The organism is uncultured Dialister sp., from assembly GCA_900314595.1.
Lineage (GTDB): Bacteria > Bacillota > Negativicutes > Veillonellales > Dialisteraceae > Dialister.
Window position 1 is genome coordinate 44,106 of sequence record OMVW01000006.1, and the last position, 22,802, is coordinate 66,907.

The following is a 22,802-nucleotide window of genomic DNA, read 5'->3' on the forward strand; positions in this document are numbered from 1 at the left end:
TTTCCATGAATAACAATCATACGATTCGAATGCAGGTTTTATGTGCTCTTTTTGCTGCAGTCACTGCAGTTTGTTCCCAGCTGACCATCCCGATCCAGCCGGTGCCGATTACCCTTGGTACTTTTGCGGTCCTTATGGCAGGGGGATTTCTGGGGAAACGGTATGGTTTCCTTGCCATCGTCATTTATCTTCTTCTGGGAGCAGCAGGAGTTCCTGTCTTTTCCATGATGCGTGCCGGTATTTCGGTACTGGCCGGCCCTTCCGGCGGTTTTATCATCGGCTTTGCGCCTATGGCTTTCGCAGTGGGCCTTGTTTCTGAAAAACTGGGTTATACCTTCAAAAATATGTTTCTTGCTACTCTGGCAGGGACTGCCGTATGCTATATCATGGGTATCGGCTGGTTCATGTTCCTGACGGGTACGGGCATCTGGCCGGCTATGGTGATGTGCATGTTCCCATTCCTCCCCGGGGATTTCGCAAAAATCCTTCTTGCGTCCTTCCTGGTCAGCAAGTATCGCAGGAAACTGCTGGGAGATTTCTGATCCGATTCAAGACGGGAAGCGCAGGCTTTCCGCCTTTTTTATTCGAGGCATTTTATGCATAGAATTATTCAAAAGCTCTGCACTCTGTGGAAACCGGAATGGCAGGGCATGGTGATGGGAGAACTGAAATATAATACAGGAAATGGAATTTCCAGAGGAAATTTTGAAACTTCTTTTTCGGAAAGACGTTTCGTAAAGCTTTCTGTGAGAGACCGGGATACCGGAGAAACTATTTCCATTATTCTTTTTCCTTTTTCCGGTAATCAGAAAGGACTTCCGGCGGAACCGGCCGGAAAGTACTGGAAGATATTTTCTCCCGGGGAGGTTCGTGCCTATAGTCTTTCCATGGGAGACCACAATGAAATTCATCAGTCTTCCCATCCTGTGGTCAGCGGTTTTCAGATTCTGGAAGAACTGGCAAAGCTTTATCCTGCAGAAAGTGTGAAGCTTCGTTTCCATCATCCGCTTTGCAGCGGGGAACCGCTGTATCTGAAAGAAGAGGGATCACGGATTCAGGGATTTACGGATGTTTTATGTTTCACTATGGAGAAATTATGAACAGGGTTTATATACTGGGCGGACTTCGGACCCATATCGGTGTAAGAAATGGCATTTTCAAAAGAGTAAGGCCCGAAGTCCTCGGCGGTCAAATCGTAAAGGCCCTCTGCGAGAAATATGAAATCAAAGGGCCCGATGCGCTTTTTTGCGGCAATGCGGTGGGTCCGGGCGGAAATATCGGGAGACTTCTGGCACTGGAAGGGAAACTTCCGGAAAGGACGCCGGCCCTGACCATCGATCTTCAATGTGCCTCGGGTCTTGCAGCTATTCATATGGGGGCCCTTTCCATCATGACAGGGGAAAATGATGTGGTCTTTGCAGGAGGCGCGGAATCCGCCTCTCTCCAGCCGAGGCGGATTTATCCTGAAAATGATGAAAGGGCTCATGAAAGAAATCCTGAATTCACAGCAGCCCAGTTCATACCGGAAGAATTTTCCGATGATGCTATGCTTCTTGGCGCTGAACGGGCGGCCAAAGAAGCCCATATCACAAGAGAAATGGCCGATGATGCTGCTCTCTTAAGCCAGAATCGGGCAAAAAAAGTGGAAGAAGCAGGACTTTTGAATTCAGTCATTCTTCCTTTATATGGAAGCAGACGGGATGAAGCGATTCGGAAAAGGATGAGTAAAAAACTTCTTGCCCGTGCACCCGGGGTGACTGATTTTACAGATGGCATCCTGACGGCGGGAAATACATGCACCATCAATGACGGAGCGGCTTTTGTAGTTCTCGTATCAGAAAAGTGGGCCAAACGTCATGGCATTCTGCCTTCCGCTGAAATTCTGGGTATGAAGATGATGGGCAGTGACCCGCTGGTACCGCCTTTATCCGCAGACCGTGCGGTATCGGCCCTCCTTTCGGAAAAAGGTTTATTTTATAAAGATATCGACGCTTTTGAGTACAATGAAGCTTTTGCGGTGATTTCTGCGGATTTCAGAAAAAATCACCCCGATGTGGCAGAGAGGCTCAATCGCTGGGGCGGAGCCCTGGCCTATGGCCATCCTTATGGGGCAAGCGGTGCGGAAATCATGATTCACCTCATGGCTATCCTCTCTCATGAAGATGGACGCTATGGGATGGCATCCATTCCGGCGGCCGGGGGAGTGGCGGAAGCTATCCTTGTTTCCCATGTGGATGAAAACGCATGGAAAGGACGGTCCATTTTCAGGGCTGCCGCAGAAATTCCATTTCCAGTCGAGGTTTGATGATGAAGTTTTCTGATTATATTTTCCGGTTTGCCAGGGAAAAAGGAAATGTTCTTTTTTTCTCCGGTGATGAAAAGAAAATGACCTTTCGGGAAGGGGCAGAAGAAATCAATAAGAGAAGCGCTTTTCTCAAAAAACTACCAGTCGAAGGGAAAGTGAGCGGTCTTTATTTCACCAATCCTGCCGATCAGCTTCTTTATTTTCTGGCTGTCCAGGCGGCTGGAGGCATACCGGTCCTTGTTCATGAATATCTGAAGGCAGAGGATATCCGGGAACTTCTAACGGAAAGACCAATTGACCTCTTTATTTCCGAAAAGGATTTCCCGGCATTGCCAATGATAAAGTCAGATTCTCTTTTTATCCTCGAAAATAAAAATTCCGGGAAGAGGAACAGTGATTTCGGCGTTCTTACTTCCGGTTCTACCGGGATTCCAAAGATCTTCTTCCGGAAGGGGGAAAGCTGGTCCGATTTCTTCCCAATTCAGAACCGTATCTTTGAAGTAGATGGGAAGGCCCGGCTCTTTCTTCATGGGTCCCTGGCTTTTACGGGAAATCTGAATATGGCCATGGCTTTTCTGGCCGAAGGTGTATCTCTATACTGCACGGGCCGGCTCCTCCCAAAATCCTGGCTGCAGACCATAAAAAATGAGGAAATCACTCACGTTTACCTCATCCCGTCGAAACTGTCTCCCCTGTCAAAAGTAAAGGGGAAAGCTGATTCCCTGAAATATATCCTTACCGGTTCCCAGCTCATGACGGCGGCTCTTTTTGAAAGGCTTGAAAGAGTATTTCCCTGTTCAAAAGTTATTCTGTACTATGGAGCTTCCGAGCTCAGTTATATCTCATATATTGAAGGAAAGGATATCCTTCATGCGCCGGATTCCGTGGGAAAGCCATTCCCCGGGATATCCGTCTCTACAAAGGATGGCGAAATATGGGTGGATACGCCCTATGGAGTAGAGGGAATTGAGCGTCCTTTCACCTGCCATGATCTTGGCAGGATGGACGAAAAGGGATATCTTCATTTTCTCGGCCGCCGGGAGGATATGTACTTCATCCAGGGCAACCATGTGGCCAGGCAGAAGGTACTGGCTCATCTTCTCATGATTCCCGGTGTGGAAGAGGCTGAAGTGCTTGCGATTAAAAAGGATCATGGGGATGACCGGATGATCGCATTCCTTGCGGGAGATGTTCCCGATTCTTCCGGCCTGGTACGACTTCTTTCAAAAAATCTTTTTTTCTGGGAAATACCTTCCCGGTTTATTTCTGTAGATGTGATTCCCCGAACTTCTACCGGTAAGACGGATAAAAAGAAACTATTAAGTCTTATCAAATGATTTTTATATTGTCTTTACAGAAGAGAACGGTTAATATAATAATATAGAACACGATATAAAAATACGTTCATTCTACAGGAGGCTGCCATGAATGCAAAGGAACGGCGTGAGAAAATCCGGGAAATACTGAACAAAAGTGAAGGCAAAGTAAAAGGAAACGATCTGGCGGATCTGTTTCAGGTCAGCCGGCAGATTGTCGTGGGTGATGTGGCTCTTTTGAAAGCGTCCGGCCTTCCGGTGATATCCACGCCGCGGGGCTACTATGTGGAAAAAGGGAAGAGCAGCCATGCAGAAAGAACCCTGGTCTGCATCCATCAGAAAAGACAGACCGCAAAGGAGCTTGAAATTATTGTGGCTCATGGAGGAATCATTCATAATGTTTCCATAGATCATGAAATGTATGGCATTATTACAGCGGCACTGGAAATTGAAAATGAAGAGGATATCCGCTTCTTCCTTGAAAAAATGAGGGAGACTCATTTTACTCTTCTTTCTTCCATCAGCGGTGGTATTCACAGTCATCTCATTGAAGCGGAGAATGAAGAGAAGCTGGATGAGATCGAAAAGGCCCTGCGGGATGCAGGTTTCCTGTATGAAGGTAAGTAAAAATGAAATCCTGGAATGTGACTCCTTCGGAAGAAGGGGTAACTGCTCTGAAATATGTGTGCCGTCTCCTGCCTTCGGCATCCATGGGGCTCATTCGTAAAAGTATCCGGAAAAAGAATATCACCCTTAATGGAAAGAAAATGGAAGGGAAAGAGCATCTAAGGGCGGGGGATACGATTTCCATCTGGTTCTCTGATGAAACTTTAACAAAATTTATTGGAAATGGTCCATCAGCACCGGAGGATACGGGGATTTTTCACCTCAGTGATTATATTGTCTATGAGGATGAAAATATCCTTGTCCTGAACAAGCCGGCCGGTATCCTCTCTCAGGGAGATTCATCCGGCAGCTTATCGCTCAATGATGGAGTTCTTGCTTATCTGAAAGATTTCATGACTCCTGCTTTCAAACCATCCATATGCAACAGGCTGGACAGGAATACAAGCGGTCTCGTGCTGGCAGGTAAAACCATGGAGGCCCTGCAGGTCCTGAACGAACTGATCAGATCCAGAAAAGTGCATAAATATTATGAAGCTCTTGTGCTGGGAACAGTCGAAAGTGCGGGCGTTTTTAAGGGGTACATGGTTAAAGACAGAGAGAAGAACCGGGTCTTTTGGTCTGAAAAACAGGTTAGAGGGAGCGTTCCCGTGGAGACTCGTTATGAACGGATAAAAACTATGAGGAAAGAGGGTATTACTTTTTCCCTGGTGAAAATCCTTCTTGTCACCGGAAGATCCCATCAGATTCGTGTCCATTTTCAGGCGGCCGGTCATCCGCTTCTGGGAGAAAAGAAATATGGCAGCCCTGAGGGCATTTCTGCCTCCGAAAAGCTTCATATTAAGCGGCAGATGCTTCATGCCTTTCAGCTGGAGTTTCCTGAAATGGATGGAAACTTTTCCAATTTGTCCGGAAAAGTGGTGGAAGCCCCGCTGCCGGAAGATTTTGTGAAAGTGATCAGCCGATAGCTGTGGGCAGAGAGATGAATTATTCTATTTTCCTTCAAAATAAAAAACCGTCTCATGATGAGACGGTTTTTATTTTGAAGGAATTGAACAGTTTATGGCTGACTGCCAGTCTTGGACCCTTCAGCAAATCACATTTTTCTGATTTCCGGCAAGGTAACTTTCCAGATTGTCAAATACGATGACTGCCCTTCTGGCCATGGCTTCTTTTGTGTCAAATCCGACGTGGGGCGTGAGGACGAGATTTGGGGCGGAAAGGAGAGGATAATCTGCAGGAAGCGGAGGTTCTCCGTCATATACGTCAATGCCTGCGCCTGCAATTTTTCCTTCTTTCAGAAGTTCTGCAAGGGCAGCATTATCGATGACTCCGCCCCGGGCGGTATTGATAAGGATGGCATCTTTCCGCATGAGGGAAAGTTTTTCCTTATCCAGAATATGCCGGGTTTCCGGAGTCAGCGGAAGGTGGACGGTAATGATATCACTTGTTTTGAGCAGTGTATCCAGATCTGTGTAGTCAATAGAAGGATTGTTTTTAGAGCGGTTATATCCGATGACTTTAGCGCCAAAAACCTTTGCGAGCTCTGCCACCCGGGAGCCGATGGCACCGGTACCGATAATGCCGATTGTTCGGTCTTTTATTTCAATTCCCACAAGTCCCGCATTGTTTTTTCCATTTTTAGTGGCTTTGTTTCCTTCAGAAAGTTTGCGATAGAGGGAAAGAATCATGCCGAAGGCAAGCTCTGCCACTGATTCCGTGGAGTAGCCGGCACAGTTGGAAACGGAGATTCCTTTTTCTTTACAGGTATCGATATCCACATGGTCCACACCGGTGAATGCGACACAGATATATTTGAGAGAAGCAGCTTTGAGGAGGGCTTCTTTTTTCAGCGGATAATTGGCAATGACCAGAAGGTCGGCTTTTTCAATCCTCTTTCCCAGGTCTTCCTGATTTTTCGGAAGAGAGTCATAGGCGGTGATGTGGAAGCCTTTATTTTCCAGATTTGCGGAAAGACTCTCAAGCATTTCCTTTGTAATTCCAAGAGGCTGGGCGATAACGATTTCTTTCATGTGATTTCTCCTTTCTGAAAGAGAAAAATTTTAAATAGAAATATTTAATCAGAAAATAGATTGACCTTTGATCAGTACGGGGCTGGGAAGCTGGCTGAAAAATACTCCCGCAATCATGGCAATGGCGCCTGCCGCCTGAGTGGAGGTGAAAGATTCATTCAGGAAAAGAACTCCGAAAATACCACCAAATACCATTTCCATGCTGAGAATCATGGAAGCTTCCGTAGGAGGCAGGAATTTCTGACCTACTGCCTGCAGCGTATAGGCAACGCCGGTAGAAAAGAGTCCGGTGTAAAGAATAGGCCATAGAGCACCTTCGATACCCGAAATCGTGGGAGTCTCAAAAAGAAAAGCCAGCAGGAGATTCAGGATGCCTGCCACGAAAAACTGACCGGAAGAAAGAAGAACCGGCGGAAAGCGTTGGGTCAGGTAATTCAGGGCATGAATCTGGATGGTAAAACCCAGAGCGCAGAGGAGCATAAGGAAATCTCCCAGGCTGATGGTAAAATCTTCCGTAATAGACATGCAGTAGGACCCTATGATGGCAAGCAGGGCGCCAATGAGATGATTGCGGTGAAGAGAAAGTCCAAGAGCGAGTCCTGTGACCGGTACCAGAAGAATATAATTGGCTGTAAGGAAGCTGGCTTTGGAAGCGGTCGTGTACTGAAGACCCACCTGCTGAAGTGTGGCTCCTGCAAAAAGGGGTACTCCGCACATGATGAAAGCCGCCCAGAGTGGAATTTTCGTCGTCAGGGGCGGTTTTTCTTCGTGAAGAATATGAATCACCGGCAGAAGGGCAAATGAGCCGAGAATGAACCGGACACCATTAAATGTGTAGGGTCCTACCGTATCCATGCCAACTACCTGGGCCACGAAGGCAAAACCCCAGATGAGTGCGGTCAGAAGCAGAAGGAAACGATATTTCATAAAAAACTCCTTTTAGTAATGTTATAATAATTATTATAAAAGAAAACAGAACGCTTTTCCATTATTAGTAAAAGGAGTATTTATGTCCATCCGTATGATTGCCATCGATCTCGATGGTACCCTGCTTCATGATGATATGACTATTTCACCTTATTCCCGTTCCGTTATCCGCCGGGCTCTTGACAAAGGATTTAAAATCGTAGTGGCTACGGGCCGCATGTGGGATTCTGCCAAAATCAAAGTGGACTTGCTGGATCTGGGCAATGTGCCGGTTATCTGCTATACCGGTTCCTGGATTATGATGAGCGAAACCGGTAAACCCGTGCTTCAGCAGGGCCTTGATCCGGAACTGGCATCCCGCATTTTATACTTTGCGAAGGAAAAGGGCTGGGGAACCACTATTTTCATGGATGACCGGATCTATATGGAAAAGCCGGACGGCACGGAAATCAAGTATCAGAAATATCGTTCTAAGAAACCTGTATTTCTGGGCGATGCTTTTTTCCATCCGACACAGCTTGTAACCCGGGTTATTCTTGCTGACCCTTCTTATGAGCAGCGAATGGTTATCAGAAAAGCTATTGAGAAGGAATTCGGGGATGCAGTAGATATTGTCTTTCCGGGGGATGATTTTGTCGATGTTCATAAAAAAGGCGTGAATAAAGCGCAGGCGGTCCGTTTTCTGGCGGAAAAAGCAGGGATAGGGCATGATGAAATTCTTGCTTTTGGAAATACGGAAAACGATGTGCCCCTTCTTAAATATGCGGGCCAATCTTTTGCTGTGGCCAATGCAGATGAGGTGGCAAAGAAGGCGGCCAAAGGAATCTGTCTTTCCAATGAAGAAGATGGCGTGGCAAAAGAAATAGAAAAATTGCTGTCATAAATTTTATTCCTACGGGGAACATTTTCATTTATTGTTGTACATTATTCGTGGTCCGGTGTCAGTTCTTCACCGGAATCTTCTATTCTTAAAAAATTATTCAAATGGAAATGCATAAAAAAACTGTGAGTCTCAAAGGAGAGTCACAGTTTTATATTTCCTTATCGTGGTCATTGCCGTTTCTGGAAGAATTCAATGGTATCTTTCAGCCCTCTGGCAAGGGGATAGGATGGTTTCCAGTCAAGTATACGGAAAGCTTTGTCATTATCAAGAGAGGAGCGGTAAATGTCTCCTGTCCTTTCAGGTCCGTAGTGGATGACAGATTCATCTCTTCCTGCGAGACGTACCATTTCATGAGCCAGTTCGTTCAGTGATATTTCCGATTTCGTGCTTATGTTGCAGGTTTCTGCATCACCCTTTGTGAGGGCAGCCACATTGGCTGAAACAACATCATGAACGGAAATAAAGTCTCTTGTCTGTCCTCCGTCACCAAAGATGGTAATATCCTTTCCTTGTGCCAGCGCTTTGGCAAAAATGTAGATAACTCCGCCTTCCCCATGGGCACCCTGACGGGGACCGTACACATTGCTGTATCGGAGCACTGTATAGTGGAGACCGTATAGTCTGTGGTATAGAGCAAGGTACCTTTCTGTCATCCACTTGGTGAGACCATAGAAAGAGGTGGGGGCGGGGATTTCTGTTTCTTTCAGGGGAAGGGCCGGATTATCGCCATAAATAGCGGCAGAAGAGGAAAATATGATTTTTTTGACTCCTGTCTTTCTGGCTGCTTCCAGAATGGCAAGAAGGCCCATGATATTCTCATCAGCATCGAAACGGGGGTCAGTAATGGAAACTGGCACCATGGTTTGAGCGGCTTCGTGATAAATGACATCAAAGCAATGGGATTTACATATTTCCATGAGGTCTGTATGGCGTATATCAGCCTCAATAAATTCCGCCTTCCGGTTGATGAACTCCTTTGTACCGGTGGAAAGGTTGTCTATGATCGTTACCTCATGACCTTGATCAATCAGTGCATCAACAAGGTGTGAGCCGATAAATCCGGCACCGCCGGTTACTAAAATCTTCAAAATATGCTCCTTACTGCTGATTTGCGTGAAAACGATAACCTGAACCCCAGACGGTTTCAATCTGTTCATAGGGCTTGCCAGAGGCATGTTTCAGTTTATCCCTGAGGCGGTTGACATGAACAGTGACGGTAGAGGATTCTCCGACCGGTTCAAAACTCCAGACCTGCTGGAAAAGCTGGTCCTTGGAAAAAACTTCATTTGGATGACGGGCAAGGAAGTAAAGAAGCTCAAATTCTTTTCCTGTAAGGTTTACATTGACGCCGTCTATAAGTACCTGGCGTGCTTTGGGGCGGATGGTCAGGTTTCCGATAACGAGTCCTTTTTCAACTGCAGGAACCGGTGTATCATCATCTTTTCCCAGAAGCCGTTTATGAGTAGCCAGCTGGGCTTTTAAATGGGCGATAAGTACTGTACCCCGGAAAGGCTTTACGATATAATCATCTGCTCCCAGGCCCAGTCCACGGACAATGTCTGCATCTTCCGTGCGAGCTGTGGCAAAGATGATTGGCGCATCTGTCATTTCGCGTATCTTGCGGCAAAGGGAAAATCCGTCATCTTCGCCGGGAAGCATGATGTCAAGTATGATAGCATCAATCTTTTCCAATCGCATGATTTCCAATGCATCTTCTCCGTTGGCAGCCACATAAGGCCTGTACCCGGAACCTTCCAGAAAATCTCTTTCCATATTTGCAATTTTGGGTTCATCTTCAACAATCAGTACATTGGTCATTCTTACTTACTCCCTTCTGCGAGTGGGATATCAATAACAATTTTTAATCCGTTTTCACTAAGAGCCCGGTAGCGGCCTTTGTGGGCGGTAATAATTTCCGCCACAATGGCTAGGCCCAGGCCGCTGCCGTTACTTGTACGGCTCCTGGCTTCATCAGTACGGTAAAAGGCTTCAAAAATATGGGGAAGTTTATCCAAAGGGACTCCTGGTCCGTCATCCAGATAGGAGAATTCAGCATATTTCCCTTTTTCTTTAATAGTAATGAGAACATCGGAAGCATCTTTTATTCTATATTTTATCGTATTTGACAATAGATTGAAAATAATCCGCTGGAATTCTTTTTCGTCTACCAGTGCCGTGATGTTTTCATCCATATCGAAGGTGACGCAGACATTTCGTGAATCCAGATATTGTTTGTCATCATCGATAAATTCGCGGATGACTCTGCTGAAATTCATGGGCTTGGGATGGCAGATGACCCGGCTTGTGGAAAGCTTGTTGTATAGAGAGAGTTCATCAATCAGCCGTGACAGGTCATCAGAGCAGGAAGCAATAGCACCCAGGTACTGCTGCTTTTTTTCCGGTGTTTTTGCCATACCCAGCTGCAAAGCTTCCGTATAACCCATGATGGTGGTAAGGGGTGTCCGGAGATCGTGAGCAATACCGGAAAAAACAATTTTCCTGCTTGTCATGGACATAGCCCGTTCGGCGATAGAATTTTTCAGGTGTAGCTGCATCGTCCGGAAGGCATTGCAGGCTTCGCCGACTTCGTCGTTGCTATAGTAATCTACCGCCATATTGTAATTTCCATATTGAATGGCACGGGCAGCCATGGAAAGCTGCTGCAGAGGTATGATGAAAGATTGCTGCATGTACCGGTAAAAAGAAAGATTGATTCTGGCGCTGAATATCAGGATTAAAAGGATAAACAAGGCAGAAAGGCCATAAATAAAGGAATTAAAAATTATACCGATAGATGCGGAATAAATGAGGAAAGACAATAGAGAAACAATGCATATAAGAGAGGGAATACAGATGTAGAATAGCGCTTTAAGTACGATCTTATGCCGGAGCATGCTGCCCGGGTCTCCACTTTCCGGGGATGAAAAGGGAGCCTCTTTCATCTTTCTGGCGGCCCTGTCCATGAGTTACCCCAGATCGAGCTCTACAGGGCAATGATCACTGCCCATAATTTCCGGATGGATGGAGGCATCCCTGATATTTTCCTTCCAGCCATCAGATACAAGGAAATAATCGATTCTCCAGCCGATATTCCGCTCTCTTGATTTAGCAAAGTAACTCCACCAGGAATAGGCATTCCTTGCATCGGGATTACGATAACGGAATGAATCCGTAAATCCGGCAGCAAGCAGGTCTGTCATTTTGCCCCGCTCTTCATCAGTAAAACCGGCATTTTTATGATTGGCGGCCGGATTGGCTATGTCGATATCTTCATGAGCCACATTGAGGTCACCGCAAAGTATGACAGGCTTGGATTCGGCCAATCCTGTCATGTATTTCTTCATTTCGTCCTCCCATTTCATCCGGTAAGAAAGACGGGCGAGACCTCGCTGGCTGTTTGGCGTGTAACAGCAGAGAAGGTAATGATCTCCAAAGTCGGCAGTGATGAGGCGTCCTTCCTGATCATGTTCGGCAATACCCAGCCCGTAAGTTACAGAAAGAGGCTCTTCCTTCGTGAAAAGGGCCGTGCCACTGTAACCTTTCTTGACAGCACTGTTCCAGTATTGGTGGTAACCGGGAAGTTCCAGTTCAATCTGGTGAGGCTGCAGTTTTGTCTCCTGAAGGCAGAAGCAGTCTGCGTCAAGCGTCCGGAAAGCATCCATGAAACCTTTTTTCAGACATGCCCGGAGACCGTTCACATTCCAGGAAATATACTTCAGTTTTTTCATAGGAATCTCCTTCTGCTTGGAATAAAAATAATGATTTCTTATAATCATAATTATAAACTTTCCGTGACCGTTTTAAAAGGCAGAATGACATAGTTAAATTATTATTTATAACTTTTTCGCATAAATATTAAACTCGAAATCCCGTCAACGAATTTAAATTTTATGGCTTATAGTATAAATGAAATATAAAAGATAAGCAGAAAGAAATAAATACCGGATATATTTTAACTTACTGTGTAAATATCGTGGAAACCTGGCCCGGTGTGCTATAATGTAGGCAGTTAAAGCAGGCAGGGCGTAGTTTCTTCCTGGCTGATTTCCTGGAAGGAGAAGGAGTCAATATGAAAAAGATTGTTATCACTGTAATTGGCGCTGACCGGGTCGGTATTGTTGCCGGCGTAGCCACTGCCCTGGCAGAGGAAAATATAAATATCCTTGATATTTCGCAGACTATTCTTGGAGACATTTTCGACATGGTCCTCATTTGCGATATGGAAAATGCCAGGGGTACTTTGAAAGATGTACAGGACGATATGGGCAGGCTGGGAAAAGAGCTGGGAGTCGATGTCCGTGCCCAGCTGGCTGATATTTTCTACGCCATGCACCGTATCTGAAAGGGGGAGCCATGCTCGATATAGAAGAAATCCTCGCAACGGAGCGCATGTTTGACCAGAATAAACTGGACGTGCGAACCATCACCATGGGCATTTCCCTTCTGGGCTGCGTTTCAGATGATGAAAAAACATTGTGTGACAAAATTTATGACACAATCTGCACCAAAGCGGAACATTTAACTGAGGTGAGTCATGATATTTCCAGGGAATACGGTGTGCCTATTATTAACCGTCGTATTTCCGTCACTCCTGTGGCTCTTGTAGCCGGCGGGCTCCATGTATCCAGTTATGTACCTATCGCGCAGACACTCCAGAAAGCAGCCGATGCGGTGGGGGTGGATATCCTTGGCGGATTCTCAGCTCTTGTGGACCGTGGAATATCAGCATCGGATAAAATCCTTATTGATTCTATTCCGGAAGCACTGGCGTCTACATCATCCATTTGCAGTTCTGTGGCAGTAGGTTCAACGAAAGCAGGCATCAATATGGATGCTGTGAAACAGATGGGAGAAGTAGTCAAGAAAACTGCTGAACTCACAAAGGACCAGGATGCTTATGGATGTACGAAACTGGTGGAATTCTGCAATGCAGTTGAAGATAATCCATTCATGGCAGGCGCTTTCCATGGCGTCACCCAGGGGGATACAGCTATCCATGTAGGTGTTTCAGGACCGGGCGTGGTAAAGAGAGCACTGGAGGATGTGAAGGGCGCACCGCTGAATGTGGTTGCCAGGACTATAAAAAATACAGCCTTCATGATTACCCGCCTTGGCCAGCTGGTGGCAGAAGCAGCTACCAAAAGACTTCACGCGCCATTTGGTATCATCGACCTGTCTCTGGCACCGACCTCAGCTGTTGGAGACAGCGTGGCCCAGGTACTTGAGGAAATGGGACTGGAAAGCTGCGGCGGGCCGGGTACTACGGCCGCTCTGGCACTTCTGAATGATGCGGTAAAAAAAGGCGGCCTTATGGCTTCTTCCAGCGTTGGCGGACTTTCAGGCGCTTTCATCCCTGTCAGTGAAGATTTGGGAATGATTCAGGCAGTGCAGAGAGGAAGCCTCTGCCTGGAAAAACTGGAAGCCATGACATGTGTCTGCTCTGTCGGGCTTGATATGATTGCTATCCCCGGGGATACTCCGGCTTCCACAATCTCTGCCATCCTTGCCGATGAAGCGGCAATCGGCATGATCAATAACAAGACGACTGCTACGAGACTGATTCCGGTTCCCGGGAAAAAACCGGGCGATATGGTACAATTTGGCGGGCTCATGGGTTATGCTCCGGTTATGGAGATTAATCACTTCCGGGCGGATGAATTCATCAACCGCGGCGGTAAGATTCCTGCACCTTTAAGATCCTTAACTAACTGATATGATAGACAAAAACTTCCGGGGCTCTTGCTTCGGAAGTTTTTTGATGGAAAGTTCAGTCTGCTGTTTCTGCTTTTTTTAAATCGAAATATTTCCTGTAGAAATATACACAGATAAAAACAGAAAGAAGAGAACCGGCCGGAGCGGCGAGCCCCATGGGGAAAAGAGTGGCTGGAAAGAGAAGAGCCGCCAGATAAGTACCGGGGATGCGGAGAGTAAATATGGAAATGACATTGTGAATAAAAGATAGTTCTGCTTTTCTGTATGCAGAAAAATACCCGCTGAAGCAGAAGTGAATGCCGGCAATAGCGCAATCCAGGCAGTAAGCGTGGAAATAATCACTTCCCATGGCGATGACTGATTCTTCGCCGGGAACGAAAAGGTTAATGATTTCGGGCGCCTTTAATTCTGCCAGAAGGATGCAGAGAATGCCAAATGTTATGCAGGTCGTAATGCCGTACCGGAGTCCCTGCCTTGCTCGCTCATGGAAACCGCCGCCTGCATTCTGGGCCGCAGTGGCGGAAACGGTAGACATCATGGCAGAAGGAACGAGGAAGAGGAAGCTGATGATTTTTTCCACAACCCCAACTGCCGCTGCTGTTTCGACTCCAAGGCTGTCAGCAATGGAAGTAATAGCCAGGAAGGAAATCTGGATGAGTCCATCCTGACAGCAGATGGGAAGACCGATAGAAAGAATCTGGCGGAGATAAACCATCTGCGGGTTGAAAGAATTTCCGGAAATCTGCAGGTTTTTTGCTTTATGATGCAAATAGAAAAGACAAAGCAGGGCGCTTAATGCTTCAGCGCCCACAGTGCCAATGGCAGCACCTTTTGCACTCATGTGCATCGGGCCGATCAGGAGATAGTCCAGCCCGATATTGACAATCCCGGAGAGGGCGATAAAGATCATGGGGGCTCTTGTATTTCCCATACCCCGCAGGAAACTGCTCATCATATTGTATAAGAAAATAAGAGGGACGCCCAGAAAACAGATGAATAGATAATCAGCAGTATCCCCGACTGCCTCAACCGGTGTCTGGAGAGCGGAGAGGATGAAGGGCATGAGGAAAAGCAGGATAGCAGAAATCAGAAGGGACAGGGGAATAAAGAAGGCTGCCGACGTACCCATGAGCCTGAATGCTGTTTTCTCGTCCTGTCCGCCAAGACTCCGGGCAATAGATACCGCACAGCCTATGGTAAGTCCCGTTATCATGACGATGACCATGTGCATAACCTGGCTGCCGATAAATACGGCGCTTACAGGGGCGGCACCATAAAATTGTCCCGTGATGAAGAGATCTGCCATACCGTAAAAGGTCTGCAGAAAACAGGCTGCCAGATAAGGAACAGCGAAATTCATCATTTTAGGAAATAATTTTCCCCGGGTCAGATCATTTTCGAGAATCATAAAATCACCTGCATTAAAAAAGTATTCTGAATTTTCATCAGAATACCATGGAGACAGGGGTTTGTAAAAAGAATAAAAGTGTGGATATCAGCACTTTTTTTCATGGGTAAAATAAATAAGCTTTCTTAGAAAAGGGGAATGTTCGTCTTTCCTGCAGATAAGGCAGGTTCTTTCTGCAAAGGACTGGTCCAGGGCAAATGCATGCAGGTCATCGTATCCGCTTCCCGGTTTTATTGGAAGAATGGCAAAACCTTCTCCCAGGGAAAGGCGCAGCAGCTGCTCAGAATAAGTGGGTACTTTTTCCGTAGAGGAAAAAGTTATGCCAAATGATTTCATGAATTTCTGCCGGCAATTTTCAATATATCCCGGATTTTCCGCTTTGGTCAGGAAAGGCAGGGAGGAGATGACGGATTTGATATCTTTTAAAGCTTCGGCTTTTTCCCGTGAGCATACCAGTGATTGTGGTACAAGGGCCAGTTCGCAGGAAATAAAACGGGAAGAAAAGGAAATCGCTTCCGGGGCAATGATCGCATCTATCCGGTGGCTGGCGAGTTCATTTTCTAATACTTCCGGCGGCTCAATACGGTAATTAATTGTGATTTCCGGAAATTCCTTCAAAAAAGCAGGCATGAAATCAATTCCCCGGTATTCCTGAGAATCAAGTCCGATGGTAATGGAAGATAATGCCGGGACAAGCCGGTGGATCAGCGACTCATAACGCTCATAAATTTCTTTCATCCCATCATAAAAATTTTGCCCTTTTGAAGTCAGGACCATGCCCCGGGAGGAACGGGCAAAGATTTTGAAACCGGCCTCTTTTTCCAGGCTGCTGATATATTTGCTCATGGTGGTCTGGGCTATATGACATTTTTCTGCGGCTTTTGTGAAATTTCCGGTTTCTGCGGAAGCAAAAAAATATGTGAGCTTGTTGATATCCATAAAAGCACCTTTCAATAACGGGAATTCTTTTAAAATTATATCATTCCATTCCCTGAGAAAATAGAGATTTCAAATTTTCTATGAGAATAATGTTTTTTTCTTTATATTGTGATAAAATAATTTAGTTATGAATAGTACAGGTTGAACCTGTTCTTTATATGCAGGGTGTGCAAATGGATTACAAAAAAAGAAATTCCCCGGAGTGGGATGAAAAGACACAGTCTTCGGAAGCGATGACTGCCCGGGATAAGAAGGACAGCCCGGGACATTGGAAACGGTGGTGGCTTATTGCAACAATCGTTCCTTTTTGCTTTGCCTTTTTCCTTTCCTGGTATTTTGGAGCGCCGGGGGGATATGAGCCCTTCTCTCAGGTCAAGGTGTTTCTCCTTTTCCTGCAGGTGGGGTTTGTAACAGCTTATTTTATCCGGCACGATTTGAAAAAGGCGGCAGTGCATCTATGGATTACCATCATCTGCCTCTGGGCCCTGTCTCTTGTGGTGCCCTATCTTTCGACGCAGACGGATGTACTTCTTGATATGTCGGATGTATCAGGCGAACTTTCCACTCCGCTTTATCTTTTTATTTCCTGTCTCTCGGCAGCCTGGATTCTTCCGGGCAGATGGCGTATGATTGCCCGTCTCGCCTGTGTGGTGCTTATCGTTTTATATGTGCTGGTACAGTTTACCTATATCGGCTATTATACGATTACCCATTCCCTTATTTCCATAAATATGCTGCTGGCGCTGGCTCAGACGAACCTGGCGGAAACGAGGGAATATATAGAGGTGAATATTCCCTATGCGGAAATCGCTGCGGGAATCATTGCCCTTGTTATCCTGGGATGGCTCATCTTTCATGCCAGCCGTTTCAGCTTCAGCCGCAGACAGGTGTCCAGAAAAACCTGGTTTGTCATGCTTGGCCTTTTCTGTGTCAATCTTGGCCTTTGCTGCCTTTCCATCGGTGCTACCCGCCTCGCCCACGTCTATTATGAAACGTATGAGACCCTTCACAGTTTTTCGGATTTCCAGAAAATTGTAGAAGCCAGAAGGCATATGCATATCCGTAATAAAGTTATTGCAGACCGGCTGAAGGCAGCTCCGGATGGAGTCTATGTACTTGTTATCGGTGAATCACTGACAAGAGACCATATGGGTGTCTATGGTTATCCGAGGGAAACAACGCCGTTCCAGTCCCGCGCAATCAGCGATCCTCATTATGAATTCTTCAATCATGGTTATTCATGCTATACACAGACAGTACAGGTGCTGACTGAAGCCCTGACTGAGAAAAACCAGTACAATGATATCAATCTGGTCGATGCTTATTCCGTGGTGGATCTGGCACGGGAAGCCGGATTCCGGACTACCTGGATTTCCAATCAGTCCCGGTTCGGCGTATGGGATACACCCATTGGGGCCATTGGTTCTGCCTGCGATGATCAGTACTGGATCAATCAGTATGTAGGTACGGATGTTGTGACAAAGGATTATGATACGGCTCTTATTCCTTATCTGAAGAAAGTTGATCCGAACAACCGCAGACAACTGGTTGTCATTCACCTGATGGGCAGCCATGTGAGCTACTGGGACCGCTATCCCTCCGAATTTTATAAATGGCCGGAAAATCCCGGAAATACCAGAAGTACGGAGGAAATTATGAATGATGAATACGACAATTCCGTACTCTTCAATGATTATGTAATTGAAAATATCATGAATGAAGCGACTAATTTCCTTCATGCAGACGGAGTGCTCTACTTCTCCGACCACGGGGAACAGGTGACGGAAAGACCCGGACACAATGCTGATCAGTTCGATTACACCATGGTTCATATTCCATTCTGGGTATATCTGTCAGATCAGTATCGTTCCATGAATCCTGAAAGGGTTCGTCTTATGGACGAAAGAAGGAATATGCCGTTTTCCAATGATATGCTCTATGATACTTTTATGGGAATCATGGGTCTAACCGCCGCTCATTATGATTCTGAATCCGATATTTTTGCACCCGAATTTGATAAGGATGTAACTACCCTCATGACCATGTATGGGAATGTCATGATCCGGGATGATGTGGAACAGCTTGGTTCGGACAAGGAAATTATGGATCAGAAGTGGAACCGGAATATCTCGGACCATGCCCGTGCCCATGGATATCGGAGCTTTGACTGGAATACATTCCAACCCGTCCCGATTGCCTCGGAAACAGTTCCGGAAGTGGAAAATGAGGGAACGAGCCGGGAAAATCAAAATTAAAAGGCTGCAGGAAACAGAATGCCGGACATTTCGTTTCCTGCGGCTTTTCAGCAGGCTGAGGCTGATTTGTCACAGGAACGGACCTGTGTTATAGTAAAATAAATTTATTCTATTTCATCAGGAGGAAATATGAGGCTTCGCAGGAAACCCTGGATTGAAGAGGCAATTAAAAACTACACATCCATCCTTTTTCTGGAGGAACCTAAAGACAGGAAGGGAAAATGGAGGGATTTATTTCCCTGTCCGCAGAATGAACTTCATGTAGAATTCGGTACGGGAAAGGGACAGTTCATATCCGGTATGGCTGCCATTCATCATGATGTAAATTATGTAGGAATGGAAGTACAGGAAGGAGTTATTTACTATGCTGCAAAAAAAACGGCGGAAATGGATCCTCCCCTTGATAATGTACGCCTTATATTGGGAGATGTCAGCGAGATTGCTGATATCTTTGCGCCCGGTGAAGTGGATGTCATCTATTTGAATTTCAGTGATCCCTGGCCGAAAAAGCGCCATGCCAAAAGACGGCTGACCTACAGGGACTTCCTGAAACGCTATGCACTGATTCTTAAAGAAAAGGGAGAGATCCGCTTTAAAACGGATAACAAAGATCTTTTTGATTTTTCTATTGGAGAATTCCAGGCAATGGGATGGGAGCTTTCCCAGGTAACCTATGATCTCCATGCATCTCCGGTAGAAGGAGATGTGGAAACGGAGTATGAAGAGAAGTTCTCCAGAAAGGGGAATCCGGTATGCCGTCTCGTAGCGAGACGTCCCTGATGGATATGAAGTATGCACCAAAAGCGCTGCAGAAAATGTTTATTGTTGCAGCGGTACTGATTATTCTGGGGGCTTTTAACGTATACAGTTCAACATATTATATGAATCTGGAAGCCGGCGGAAGTCCTTACAGCCATCTTCTGCGACATATCGCGGTACTGGCGGCAAGCATAGTTATCGCTTTGGCGCTCACAAGGATCAACTACCGGTTCATACGCAGGTTTGCAGGATTCTGGTGCGCAGGGACGATTGTTCTTCTGATCCTTGTGCTGGTGGCCGGACGTACTGTAAATGGCGCTACACGATGGATTATGCTGGGACCGGTATCACTGCAGCCCTCGGAAATTGCTAAAATCACCGGCCTTATCTGGGCCTCATCTCTGCTTTCGGAAAAAGTGGACCGCCATATAAGGATTACCGTTTTTGCCCGCTTTTTAAGACCATTCATATTCATTGCAAGCAAGAAAAAAGAAAATTCCTTTGTCGCAATGCTTCGGTATTTCACTCCTTTTTATATGCCGCTTATCATGGCTGCATTTATAATGAAACAGCCGGATATGGGTACGGCAGGAATGGTTCTTATGTTTCCGGCTCTTCTTTATATCATTGCGGGCATGCCCGCTTTTGAAATCATTCTGGGATGTATTGTTACTGCTGTAGTTTTTGGAGCCCTTGCTATTGCGGCACCTTATCGTATGGCACGCCTTATAGTTCTCTGGGATCCTTTTTCCTATGCACAGGATCTGGGCTATCAGACTGTACAGAGTCTCATTGCCGTTGGCTCCGGCGGCCTTCTGGGACAGGGCATGGGAGAGGGATTGTCTAAATTCCTTTACCTGCCGGAACAATATACGGACTTTGCTTTTGCTGTTTTCAGTCAGGAATATGGATTTATCGGTTCCTGTGCAGTGCTTTGTCTTTTTATGGCTTTTCTGTATTATGGATTTTGTGTAGCCAGGAAACTGCAAGATACATATTCCGCATTTCTTGTATACGGACTGACTCTTCTTATTTCCGTGCAGGGGCTCATCAATATAGCCATGGTTATCGGATGTTTCCCGGTAACAGGGATTCCACTTCCGTTTATTTCATTTGGCGGAACATCACTGCTGGTTAATATGGCAGCCCTGGGACTGATTTGGGGGACATCTACGCAAAGCCTCAAGGATTATGACGAACAGGAAAGAAAGAAACGGATTGCTGCCATGGAGGGACATCCTCTTTCTTTCGGAGAACTTTCCGGGAATGTCTATGCGCGCCATCGGTACCGCTGGCGCTGATTTCCGGAAGGAAGAAATATGTTTATAAGTGCATCTTTCTTCTTGCTGGGGGAATTATGGATGATTTTTGGGATCTTCTTTCACCGGATTTCCTGAACCGGATTCGCTCTTTCGGAAAGGGGGAATGGACCCTCTCCGTGTATGCCTCATTCCCTGCAGAAAGTGCAGAGGGGTATTTTCTGGCACAGGCACAAAAATGCCTGGAAAAGTCCGGCATATCCATCCGCTCTTTTTATGAAAGCCGGGAAAATCTGAATGAAGCTCTTCGAGGGAGAAAACTTTTAGCTTTTGTAGACTCTGTCTCTAAAACAGGCCGCCTTGCATTATGTGCCGATGCGCTCGATCTCTCAGGGGCCGTTGTTTATGGAATGGAGTCCGGCTTTCCCAGCCTGGAAGGAAAGAATGTGATTACTTCATTTGGGAATGGCCGTTTCTGTTCCTGCTATACCTGCATGTCGGATTTTGCTTTTCCGGTCATTGGTGATAGTATAATGGAAAGCTCTTTAAGCGTCCTGAATGATCGGGAAATAAGGGAAGTGGTCCAGATATTGACAGGCCTGATGATTTTCTCTCTGAATCCTGATATTGGAATCCTTCCAGCTATGGATCAGGGCAGGTCCATTTCGATGTGTGAATAATAAACTAAAAAGCAGGCTTTCCGGGGAAAACCTGCTTTTATCGTTAAAATTAAAGCTTAAAATATTTACGCGCCTGCGTCCAGGCAATTCCGGAAGCAGTCTGGAAGAGAAAGAGACACATGGCTTTCTTTGGATGAAACAGCCAGAATGTTTTTGAAATAGGAGAAAGAGGTTTAAGGATATCAGGCGCCGTTTCCGTTTTCCGTACTTTTTCTTTTACCTTTTCCACCGGCTTCTTTTCTTTTACTTTTTTCGTGACCACTGCGGCAGCCAGGGCAAATACAAGGGCCTTAATGAGTTTATCCATAATCTTTGTCCTCCTTCTCACCTTTTCTACTATCATAGCAAATGGGAACGGTAAGTTCAAAGGGAATTGATGATTTCCGGCATTTTTTAGCATTGGGCTATGTTTTGAATTTCTTTTTTTCAACAGGGGAGTGTGGTATACTTTTAATGGAATTTTATTTATTTCCCTTTGGGGAATGATTCTGGAGGAATTTATGAGCGCAGATTCAAATGTTTTGCTTTTACCTTTATGCTTTTTCGGCTTATACATGATTCTCGAAGCGGCTGACTGGGGCGTTACTCTGGCAGCTCCGCTGGTTTCCCGCAATGAAGAGGAAAACAAGGCGGCTCTCGGACTTTTGAAGCCAGGACTTGATGGTAATGAACTATGGTTTTTCCTGGGCATGTTCATGATGGGGGCCGCTGTTCCGGAAGTGTCGGAAAAACTGGCCGGTACGAAAATGGTCATGATTATTCTGGTATCTCTGGGGGCTGTTCTCCGTCTGGCCTCCTGTTTTCTCAGAAATATTTTTGGAAGCAGGGCAGTCATGAAAATACACGGCCTTTTTTCCATTATTGTTTTGGCTGCATTGGGACTTATTTCCTCATCACTCCTGATGGAGGAAGGAGGGCTGATCAGTGCTATCGGTATTTTTACTGCGTTATGGCTCATCCTTTCAGCATTTCAACTGGGCTCCCTGTATGGTGCTGTCAAAGTGGTGAATCCTCTGGGCGAACGGTTCCGTGCTGCATTCCTGGTATCCAGTGTCCTTAATGTGGTCGTGTATATCATTCTGGCGATTCTTCTGAAAAATCATGCGGCTGATTCCAATCTTTATGGCAGCTTTTTCTGGATCAGTCTGGTGGCAACTGCCATCCTTTTTGCCATCGCTTTCCTCTTTACACGCATGCGCCATGTAAAGGTGGGGCTGGCAGCTGTTTATTTCTCATCTTTCTTTGCTATTGCCATTTACCTTTCAGCTTATGCGGTCATGCTTCCTGCTCATTTCACTGTCGAGCTTGATTCCCTTAAAAATGCCATGGACGGGCTGCCGGGGACGGCACTTCTCATCGTGGCTTTTGTATGGACCCTGGGAACTTTCATCTGGAGACAGATCCGCAGAAAAGAAACGTACGAATGGAAAGATCATATTTAAGGAGGAAATTATGGGAGAACTTTATAAAACGCAGCATACCATAGATGAAATGCTGGACCGCATGGGTGTCAAAATCGTTCTTGATTCCGAACATCTGACAGAAGAGGACCGGTTCGAGGCAGAAAAGCAGGGTGCCTCGGTGGTGCTGAAAAAAGTGGAAAAGAAAGAAAAAGAAAAGGAATAAAGAAAATCGTGAAAGTCTGAAAAGCTTTCACGGTTTTTATTTTTTGCTCCGAAAAATATCTTTTAAATAGAACATT

Annotated in this window: 24 protein-coding genes; 15 read left to right on the forward strand and 9 right to left on the reverse strand. The window is 46.0% G+C overall.

Translation table 11 applies throughout. The annotated features are described in order from the left end of the window. The first annotated feature begins 5 nt into the window (after positions 1-5). The 6 genes from QZN42_RS03680 to QZN42_RS03705 all read left to right on the forward strand — a co-directional run bounded on the left by QZN42_RS03680 (position 6) and on the right by QZN42_RS03705 (position 5,213). Positions 6-542, forward strand: coding sequence for a biotin transporter BioY (locus QZN42_RS03680; RefSeq protein ID WP_296954378.1), 537 nt, complete (start codon positions 6-8; stop codon positions 540-542). 54 nt (positions 543-596) lie between these two features. Then, entirely contained in the window at positions 597-1,100 is a 504-nt protein-coding gene (locus QZN42_RS03685) for a hypothetical protein (RefSeq protein WP_296954379.1), read from the forward strand. Beyond that, the gene (locus QZN42_RS03690; protein ID WP_296954380.1) at positions 1,097-2,305 is read left to right on the forward strand and encodes a thiolase family protein; all 1,209 of its coding nucleotides are present in this window, start codon (positions 1,097-1,099) and stop codon (positions 2,303-2,305) included. The genes QZN42_RS03685 and QZN42_RS03690 overlap by 4 nt, the downstream gene beginning before the upstream one ends. Then, a complete protein-coding gene (locus QZN42_RS03695) occupies positions 2,305-3,642 on the forward strand; it encodes an AMP-binding protein (RefSeq protein WP_296954381.1) in 1,338 nt (445 codons plus the stop codon). Before QZN42_RS03690 ends, QZN42_RS03695 begins: the two co-directional genes overlap by 1 nt. An 87-nt stretch (positions 3,643-3,729) precedes the next feature. Continuing rightward, on the forward strand, positions 3,730-4,248 hold the full coding sequence (locus tag QZN42_RS03700) for a transcription repressor NadR (RefSeq protein WP_296954382.1): 519 nt from the start codon (positions 3,730-3,732) through the stop codon (positions 4,246-4,248). Positions 4,249-4,250: 2 nt separating this feature from the next. Beyond that, positions 4,251-5,213: an RluA family pseudouridine synthase gene (locus QZN42_RS03705; protein ID WP_296954383.1), complete on the forward strand. Its 963-nt coding sequence runs from the start codon at positions 4,251-4,253 to the stop codon at positions 5,211-5,213. Between the two features lie 120 nt (positions 5,214-5,333). On the opposite strand, the gene QZN42_RS03710 is transcribed toward QZN42_RS03705, so the two are convergent. Further along, positions 5,334-6,278 carry an NAD(P)-dependent oxidoreductase gene (locus QZN42_RS03710; RefSeq protein WP_296954384.1) on the reverse strand — a complete coding sequence of 315 codons (945 nt, stop codon included), beginning with the start codon at positions 6,276-6,278 and terminating at the stop codon, positions 5,334-5,336. Between the two features lie 48 nt (positions 6,279-6,326). After that, positions 6,327-7,205, reverse strand: coding sequence for a DMT family transporter (locus tag QZN42_RS03715; protein ID WP_296954385.1), 879 nt, complete (start codon positions 7,203-7,205; stop codon positions 6,327-6,329). A gap of 82 nt (positions 7,206-7,287) precedes the next feature. On the opposite strand from QZN42_RS03715, the gene QZN42_RS03720 reads away from it, so the two are divergent. Next, complete coding sequence (locus QZN42_RS03720; protein ID WP_296954386.1) at positions 7,288-8,088, forward strand: HAD family hydrolase; 801 nt, start codon at positions 7,288-7,290, stop codon at positions 8,086-8,088. Between the two features lie 167 nt (positions 8,089-8,255). Here the strand turns inward: QZN42_RS03720 and QZN42_RS03725 are convergent, their stop codons facing one another. Genes QZN42_RS03725 through QZN42_RS03740 form a run of 4 tightly spaced genes read right to left on the reverse strand, consistent with a single transcriptional unit; the run spans position 8,256 to position 11,807 of the window. Continuing rightward, positions 8,256-9,176, reverse strand: coding sequence for an NAD-dependent epimerase/dehydratase family protein (locus tag QZN42_RS03725; RefSeq protein WP_296954387.1), 921 nt, complete (start codon positions 9,174-9,176; stop codon positions 8,256-8,258). Positions 9,177-9,186: 10 nt separating this feature from the next. Continuing rightward, positions 9,187-9,906, reverse strand: a complete 720-nt coding sequence (locus tag QZN42_RS03730; protein WP_296954388.1) for a response regulator transcription factor — start codon at positions 9,904-9,906, stop codon at positions 9,187-9,189. A 2-nt stretch (positions 9,907-9,908) separates the two neighbouring features. Further along, positions 9,909-11,051 carry a cell wall metabolism sensor histidine kinase WalK gene (locus tag QZN42_RS03735; protein ID WP_296954389.1) on the reverse strand — a complete coding sequence of 381 codons (1,143 nt, stop codon included), beginning with the start codon at positions 11,049-11,051 and terminating at the stop codon, positions 9,909-9,911. A 3-nt stretch (positions 11,052-11,054) separates the two neighbouring features. Beyond that, positions 11,055-11,807: an exodeoxyribonuclease III gene (locus QZN42_RS03740; protein ID WP_296954439.1), complete on the reverse strand. Its 753-nt coding sequence runs from the start codon at positions 11,805-11,807 to the stop codon at positions 11,055-11,057. 350 nt (positions 11,808-12,157) lie between these two features. Here QZN42_RS03740 and QZN42_RS03745 point away from each other — a divergent pair, with 350 nt between their 5' ends. Together QZN42_RS03745 and QZN42_RS03750 are read left to right on the forward strand one after the other, a co-directional pair. After that, positions 12,158-12,430 carry an ACT domain-containing protein gene (locus QZN42_RS03745; protein ID WP_296954390.1) on the forward strand — a complete coding sequence of 91 codons (273 nt, stop codon included), beginning with the start codon at positions 12,158-12,160 and terminating at the stop codon, positions 12,428-12,430. An 11-nt stretch (positions 12,431-12,441) separates the two neighbouring features. Beyond that, positions 12,442-13,800: a PFL family protein gene (locus QZN42_RS03750; protein WP_296954391.1), complete on the forward strand. Its 1,359-nt coding sequence runs from the start codon at positions 12,442-12,444 to the stop codon at positions 13,798-13,800. 55 nt (positions 13,801-13,855) lie between these two features. On the opposite strand, the gene QZN42_RS03755 is transcribed toward QZN42_RS03750, so the two are convergent. After that, positions 13,856-15,208: an MATE family efflux transporter gene (locus QZN42_RS03755; protein WP_296954392.1), complete on the reverse strand. Its 1,353-nt coding sequence runs from the start codon at positions 15,206-15,208 to the stop codon at positions 13,856-13,858. Positions 15,209-15,295: 87 nt separating this feature from the next. Further along, positions 15,296-16,147 (reverse strand): LysR family transcriptional regulator, encoded by an 852-nt coding sequence (locus tag QZN42_RS03760; RefSeq protein WP_296954393.1) that lies wholly within the window; start codon positions 16,145-16,147, stop codon positions 15,296-15,298. A 173-nt stretch (positions 16,148-16,320) separates the two neighbouring features. On the opposite strand from QZN42_RS03760, the gene QZN42_RS03765 reads away from it, so the two are divergent. The 4 genes from QZN42_RS03765 to QZN42_RS03780 all read left to right on the forward strand — a co-directional run bounded on the left by QZN42_RS03765 (position 16,321) and on the right by QZN42_RS03780 (position 21,100). After that, on the forward strand, positions 16,321-18,402 hold the full coding sequence (locus QZN42_RS03765; RefSeq protein ID WP_296954394.1) for a phosphoethanolamine transferase: 2,082 nt from the start codon (positions 16,321-16,323) through the stop codon (positions 18,400-18,402). A gap of 129 nt (positions 18,403-18,531) precedes the next feature. Beyond that, a complete protein-coding gene (gene trmB, locus QZN42_RS03770; protein ID WP_296954395.1) occupies positions 18,532-19,182 on the forward strand; it encodes a tRNA (guanosine(46)-N7)-methyltransferase TrmB in 651 nt (216 codons plus the stop codon). Beyond that, positions 19,155-20,462, forward strand: a complete 1,308-nt coding sequence (locus QZN42_RS03775; protein WP_296954396.1) for an FtsW/RodA/SpoVE family cell cycle protein — start codon at positions 19,155-19,157, stop codon at positions 20,460-20,462. The genes trmB and QZN42_RS03775 overlap by 28 nt, the downstream gene beginning before the upstream one ends. A gap of 56 nt (positions 20,463-20,518) precedes the next feature. After that, complete coding sequence (locus tag QZN42_RS03780; protein ID WP_296954397.1) at positions 20,519-21,100, forward strand: hypothetical protein; 582 nt, start codon at positions 20,519-20,521, stop codon at positions 21,098-21,100. 49 nt (positions 21,101-21,149) lie between these two features. Here QZN42_RS03780 and QZN42_RS03785 read toward each other — a convergent pair whose 3' ends face one another. Next, positions 21,150-21,407: a hypothetical protein gene (locus QZN42_RS03785; RefSeq protein WP_296954398.1), complete on the reverse strand. Its 258-nt coding sequence runs from the start codon at positions 21,405-21,407 to the stop codon at positions 21,150-21,152. A gap of 193 nt (positions 21,408-21,600) precedes the next feature. Between QZN42_RS03785 and QZN42_RS03790 the strand changes: the two genes are divergently transcribed. Both QZN42_RS03790 and QZN42_RS03795 read left to right on the forward strand, forming a co-directional pair. Beyond that, complete coding sequence (locus QZN42_RS03790) at positions 21,601-22,542, forward strand: cytochrome d ubiquinol oxidase subunit II (protein WP_296954399.1); 942 nt, start codon at positions 21,601-21,603, stop codon at positions 22,540-22,542. A 10-nt stretch (positions 22,543-22,552) separates the two neighbouring features. Beyond that, positions 22,553-22,726 carry a tryptophanyl-tRNA synthetase gene (locus QZN42_RS03795; RefSeq protein ID WP_296954400.1) on the forward strand — a complete coding sequence of 58 codons (174 nt, stop codon included), beginning with the start codon at positions 22,553-22,555 and terminating at the stop codon, positions 22,724-22,726. The last annotated feature ends 76 nt before the right edge of the window (positions 22,727-22,802 follow it).

Excerpts from the sequence above, each read along its gene's own strand:
- QZN42_RS03680 (WP_296954378.1), top strand. The coding sequence starts at position 6 with ATGAATAACAATCATACGATTCGAATGCAGGTTTTATGTGCTCTTTTT.
- QZN42_RS03710 (WP_296954384.1), bottom strand. The coding sequence starts at position 6,278 with ATGAAAGAAATCGTTATCGCCCAGCCTCTTGGAATTACAAAGGAAATG.
- QZN42_RS03755 (WP_296954392.1), bottom strand. The coding sequence starts at position 15,208 with ATGATTCTCGAAAATGATCTGACCCGGGGAAAATTATTTCCTAAAATG.
- trmB (WP_296954395.1), top strand. The coding sequence starts at position 18,532 with ATGAGGCTTCGCAGGAAACCCTGGATTGAAGAGGCAATTAAAAACTAC.
- QZN42_RS03685 (WP_296954379.1), top strand. The coding sequence starts at position 597 with ATGCATAGAATTATTCAAAAGCTCTGCACTCTGTGGAAACCGGAATGG.
- QZN42_RS03785 (WP_296954398.1), bottom strand. The coding sequence starts at position 21,407 with ATGGATAAACTCATTAAGGCCCTTGTATTTGCCCTGGCTGCCGCAGTG.
- QZN42_RS03790 (WP_296954399.1), top strand. The coding sequence starts at position 21,601 with ATGAGCGCAGATTCAAATGTTTTGCTTTTACCTTTATGCTTTTTCGGC.
- QZN42_RS03795 (WP_296954400.1), top strand. The coding sequence starts at position 22,553 with ATGGGAGAACTTTATAAAACGCAGCATACCATAGATGAAATGCTGGAC.
- QZN42_RS03705 (WP_296954383.1), top strand. The coding sequence starts at position 4,251 with ATGAAATCCTGGAATGTGACTCCTTCGGAAGAAGGGGTAACTGCTCTG.
- QZN42_RS03780 (WP_296954397.1), top strand. The coding sequence starts at position 20,519 with ATGGATGATTTTTGGGATCTTCTTTCACCGGATTTCCTGAACCGGATT.
- QZN42_RS03735 (WP_296954389.1), bottom strand. The coding sequence starts at position 11,051 with ATGGACAGGGCCGCCAGAAAGATGAAAGAGGCTCCCTTTTCATCCCCG.
- QZN42_RS03750 (WP_296954391.1), top strand. The coding sequence starts at position 12,442 with ATGCTCGATATAGAAGAAATCCTCGCAACGGAGCGCATGTTTGACCAG.
- QZN42_RS03745 (WP_296954390.1), top strand. The coding sequence starts at position 12,158 with ATGAAAAAGATTGTTATCACTGTAATTGGCGCTGACCGGGTCGGTATT.
- QZN42_RS03775 (WP_296954396.1), top strand. The coding sequence starts at position 19,155 with ATGCCGTCTCGTAGCGAGACGTCCCTGATGGATATGAAGTATGCACCA.
- QZN42_RS03730 (WP_296954388.1), bottom strand. The coding sequence starts at position 9,906 with ATGACCAATGTACTGATTGTTGAAGATGAACCCAAAATTGCAAATATG.
- QZN42_RS03700 (WP_296954382.1), top strand. The coding sequence starts at position 3,730 with ATGAATGCAAAGGAACGGCGTGAGAAAATCCGGGAAATACTGAACAAA.
- QZN42_RS03765 (WP_296954394.1), top strand. The coding sequence starts at position 16,321 with ATGGATTACAAAAAAAGAAATTCCCCGGAGTGGGATGAAAAGACACAG.
- QZN42_RS03695 (WP_296954381.1), top strand. The coding sequence starts at position 2,305 with ATGATGAAGTTTTCTGATTATATTTTCCGGTTTGCCAGGGAAAAAGGA.
- QZN42_RS03720 (WP_296954386.1), top strand. The coding sequence starts at position 7,288 with ATGTCCATCCGTATGATTGCCATCGATCTCGATGGTACCCTGCTTCAT.
- QZN42_RS03760 (WP_296954393.1), bottom strand. The coding sequence starts at position 16,147 with ATGGATATCAACAAGCTCACATATTTTTTTGCTTCCGCAGAAACCGGA.
- QZN42_RS03715 (WP_296954385.1), bottom strand. The coding sequence starts at position 7,205 with ATGAAATATCGTTTCCTTCTGCTTCTGACCGCACTCATCTGGGGTTTT.
- QZN42_RS03690 (WP_296954380.1), top strand. The coding sequence starts at position 1,097 with ATGAACAGGGTTTATATACTGGGCGGACTTCGGACCCATATCGGTGTA.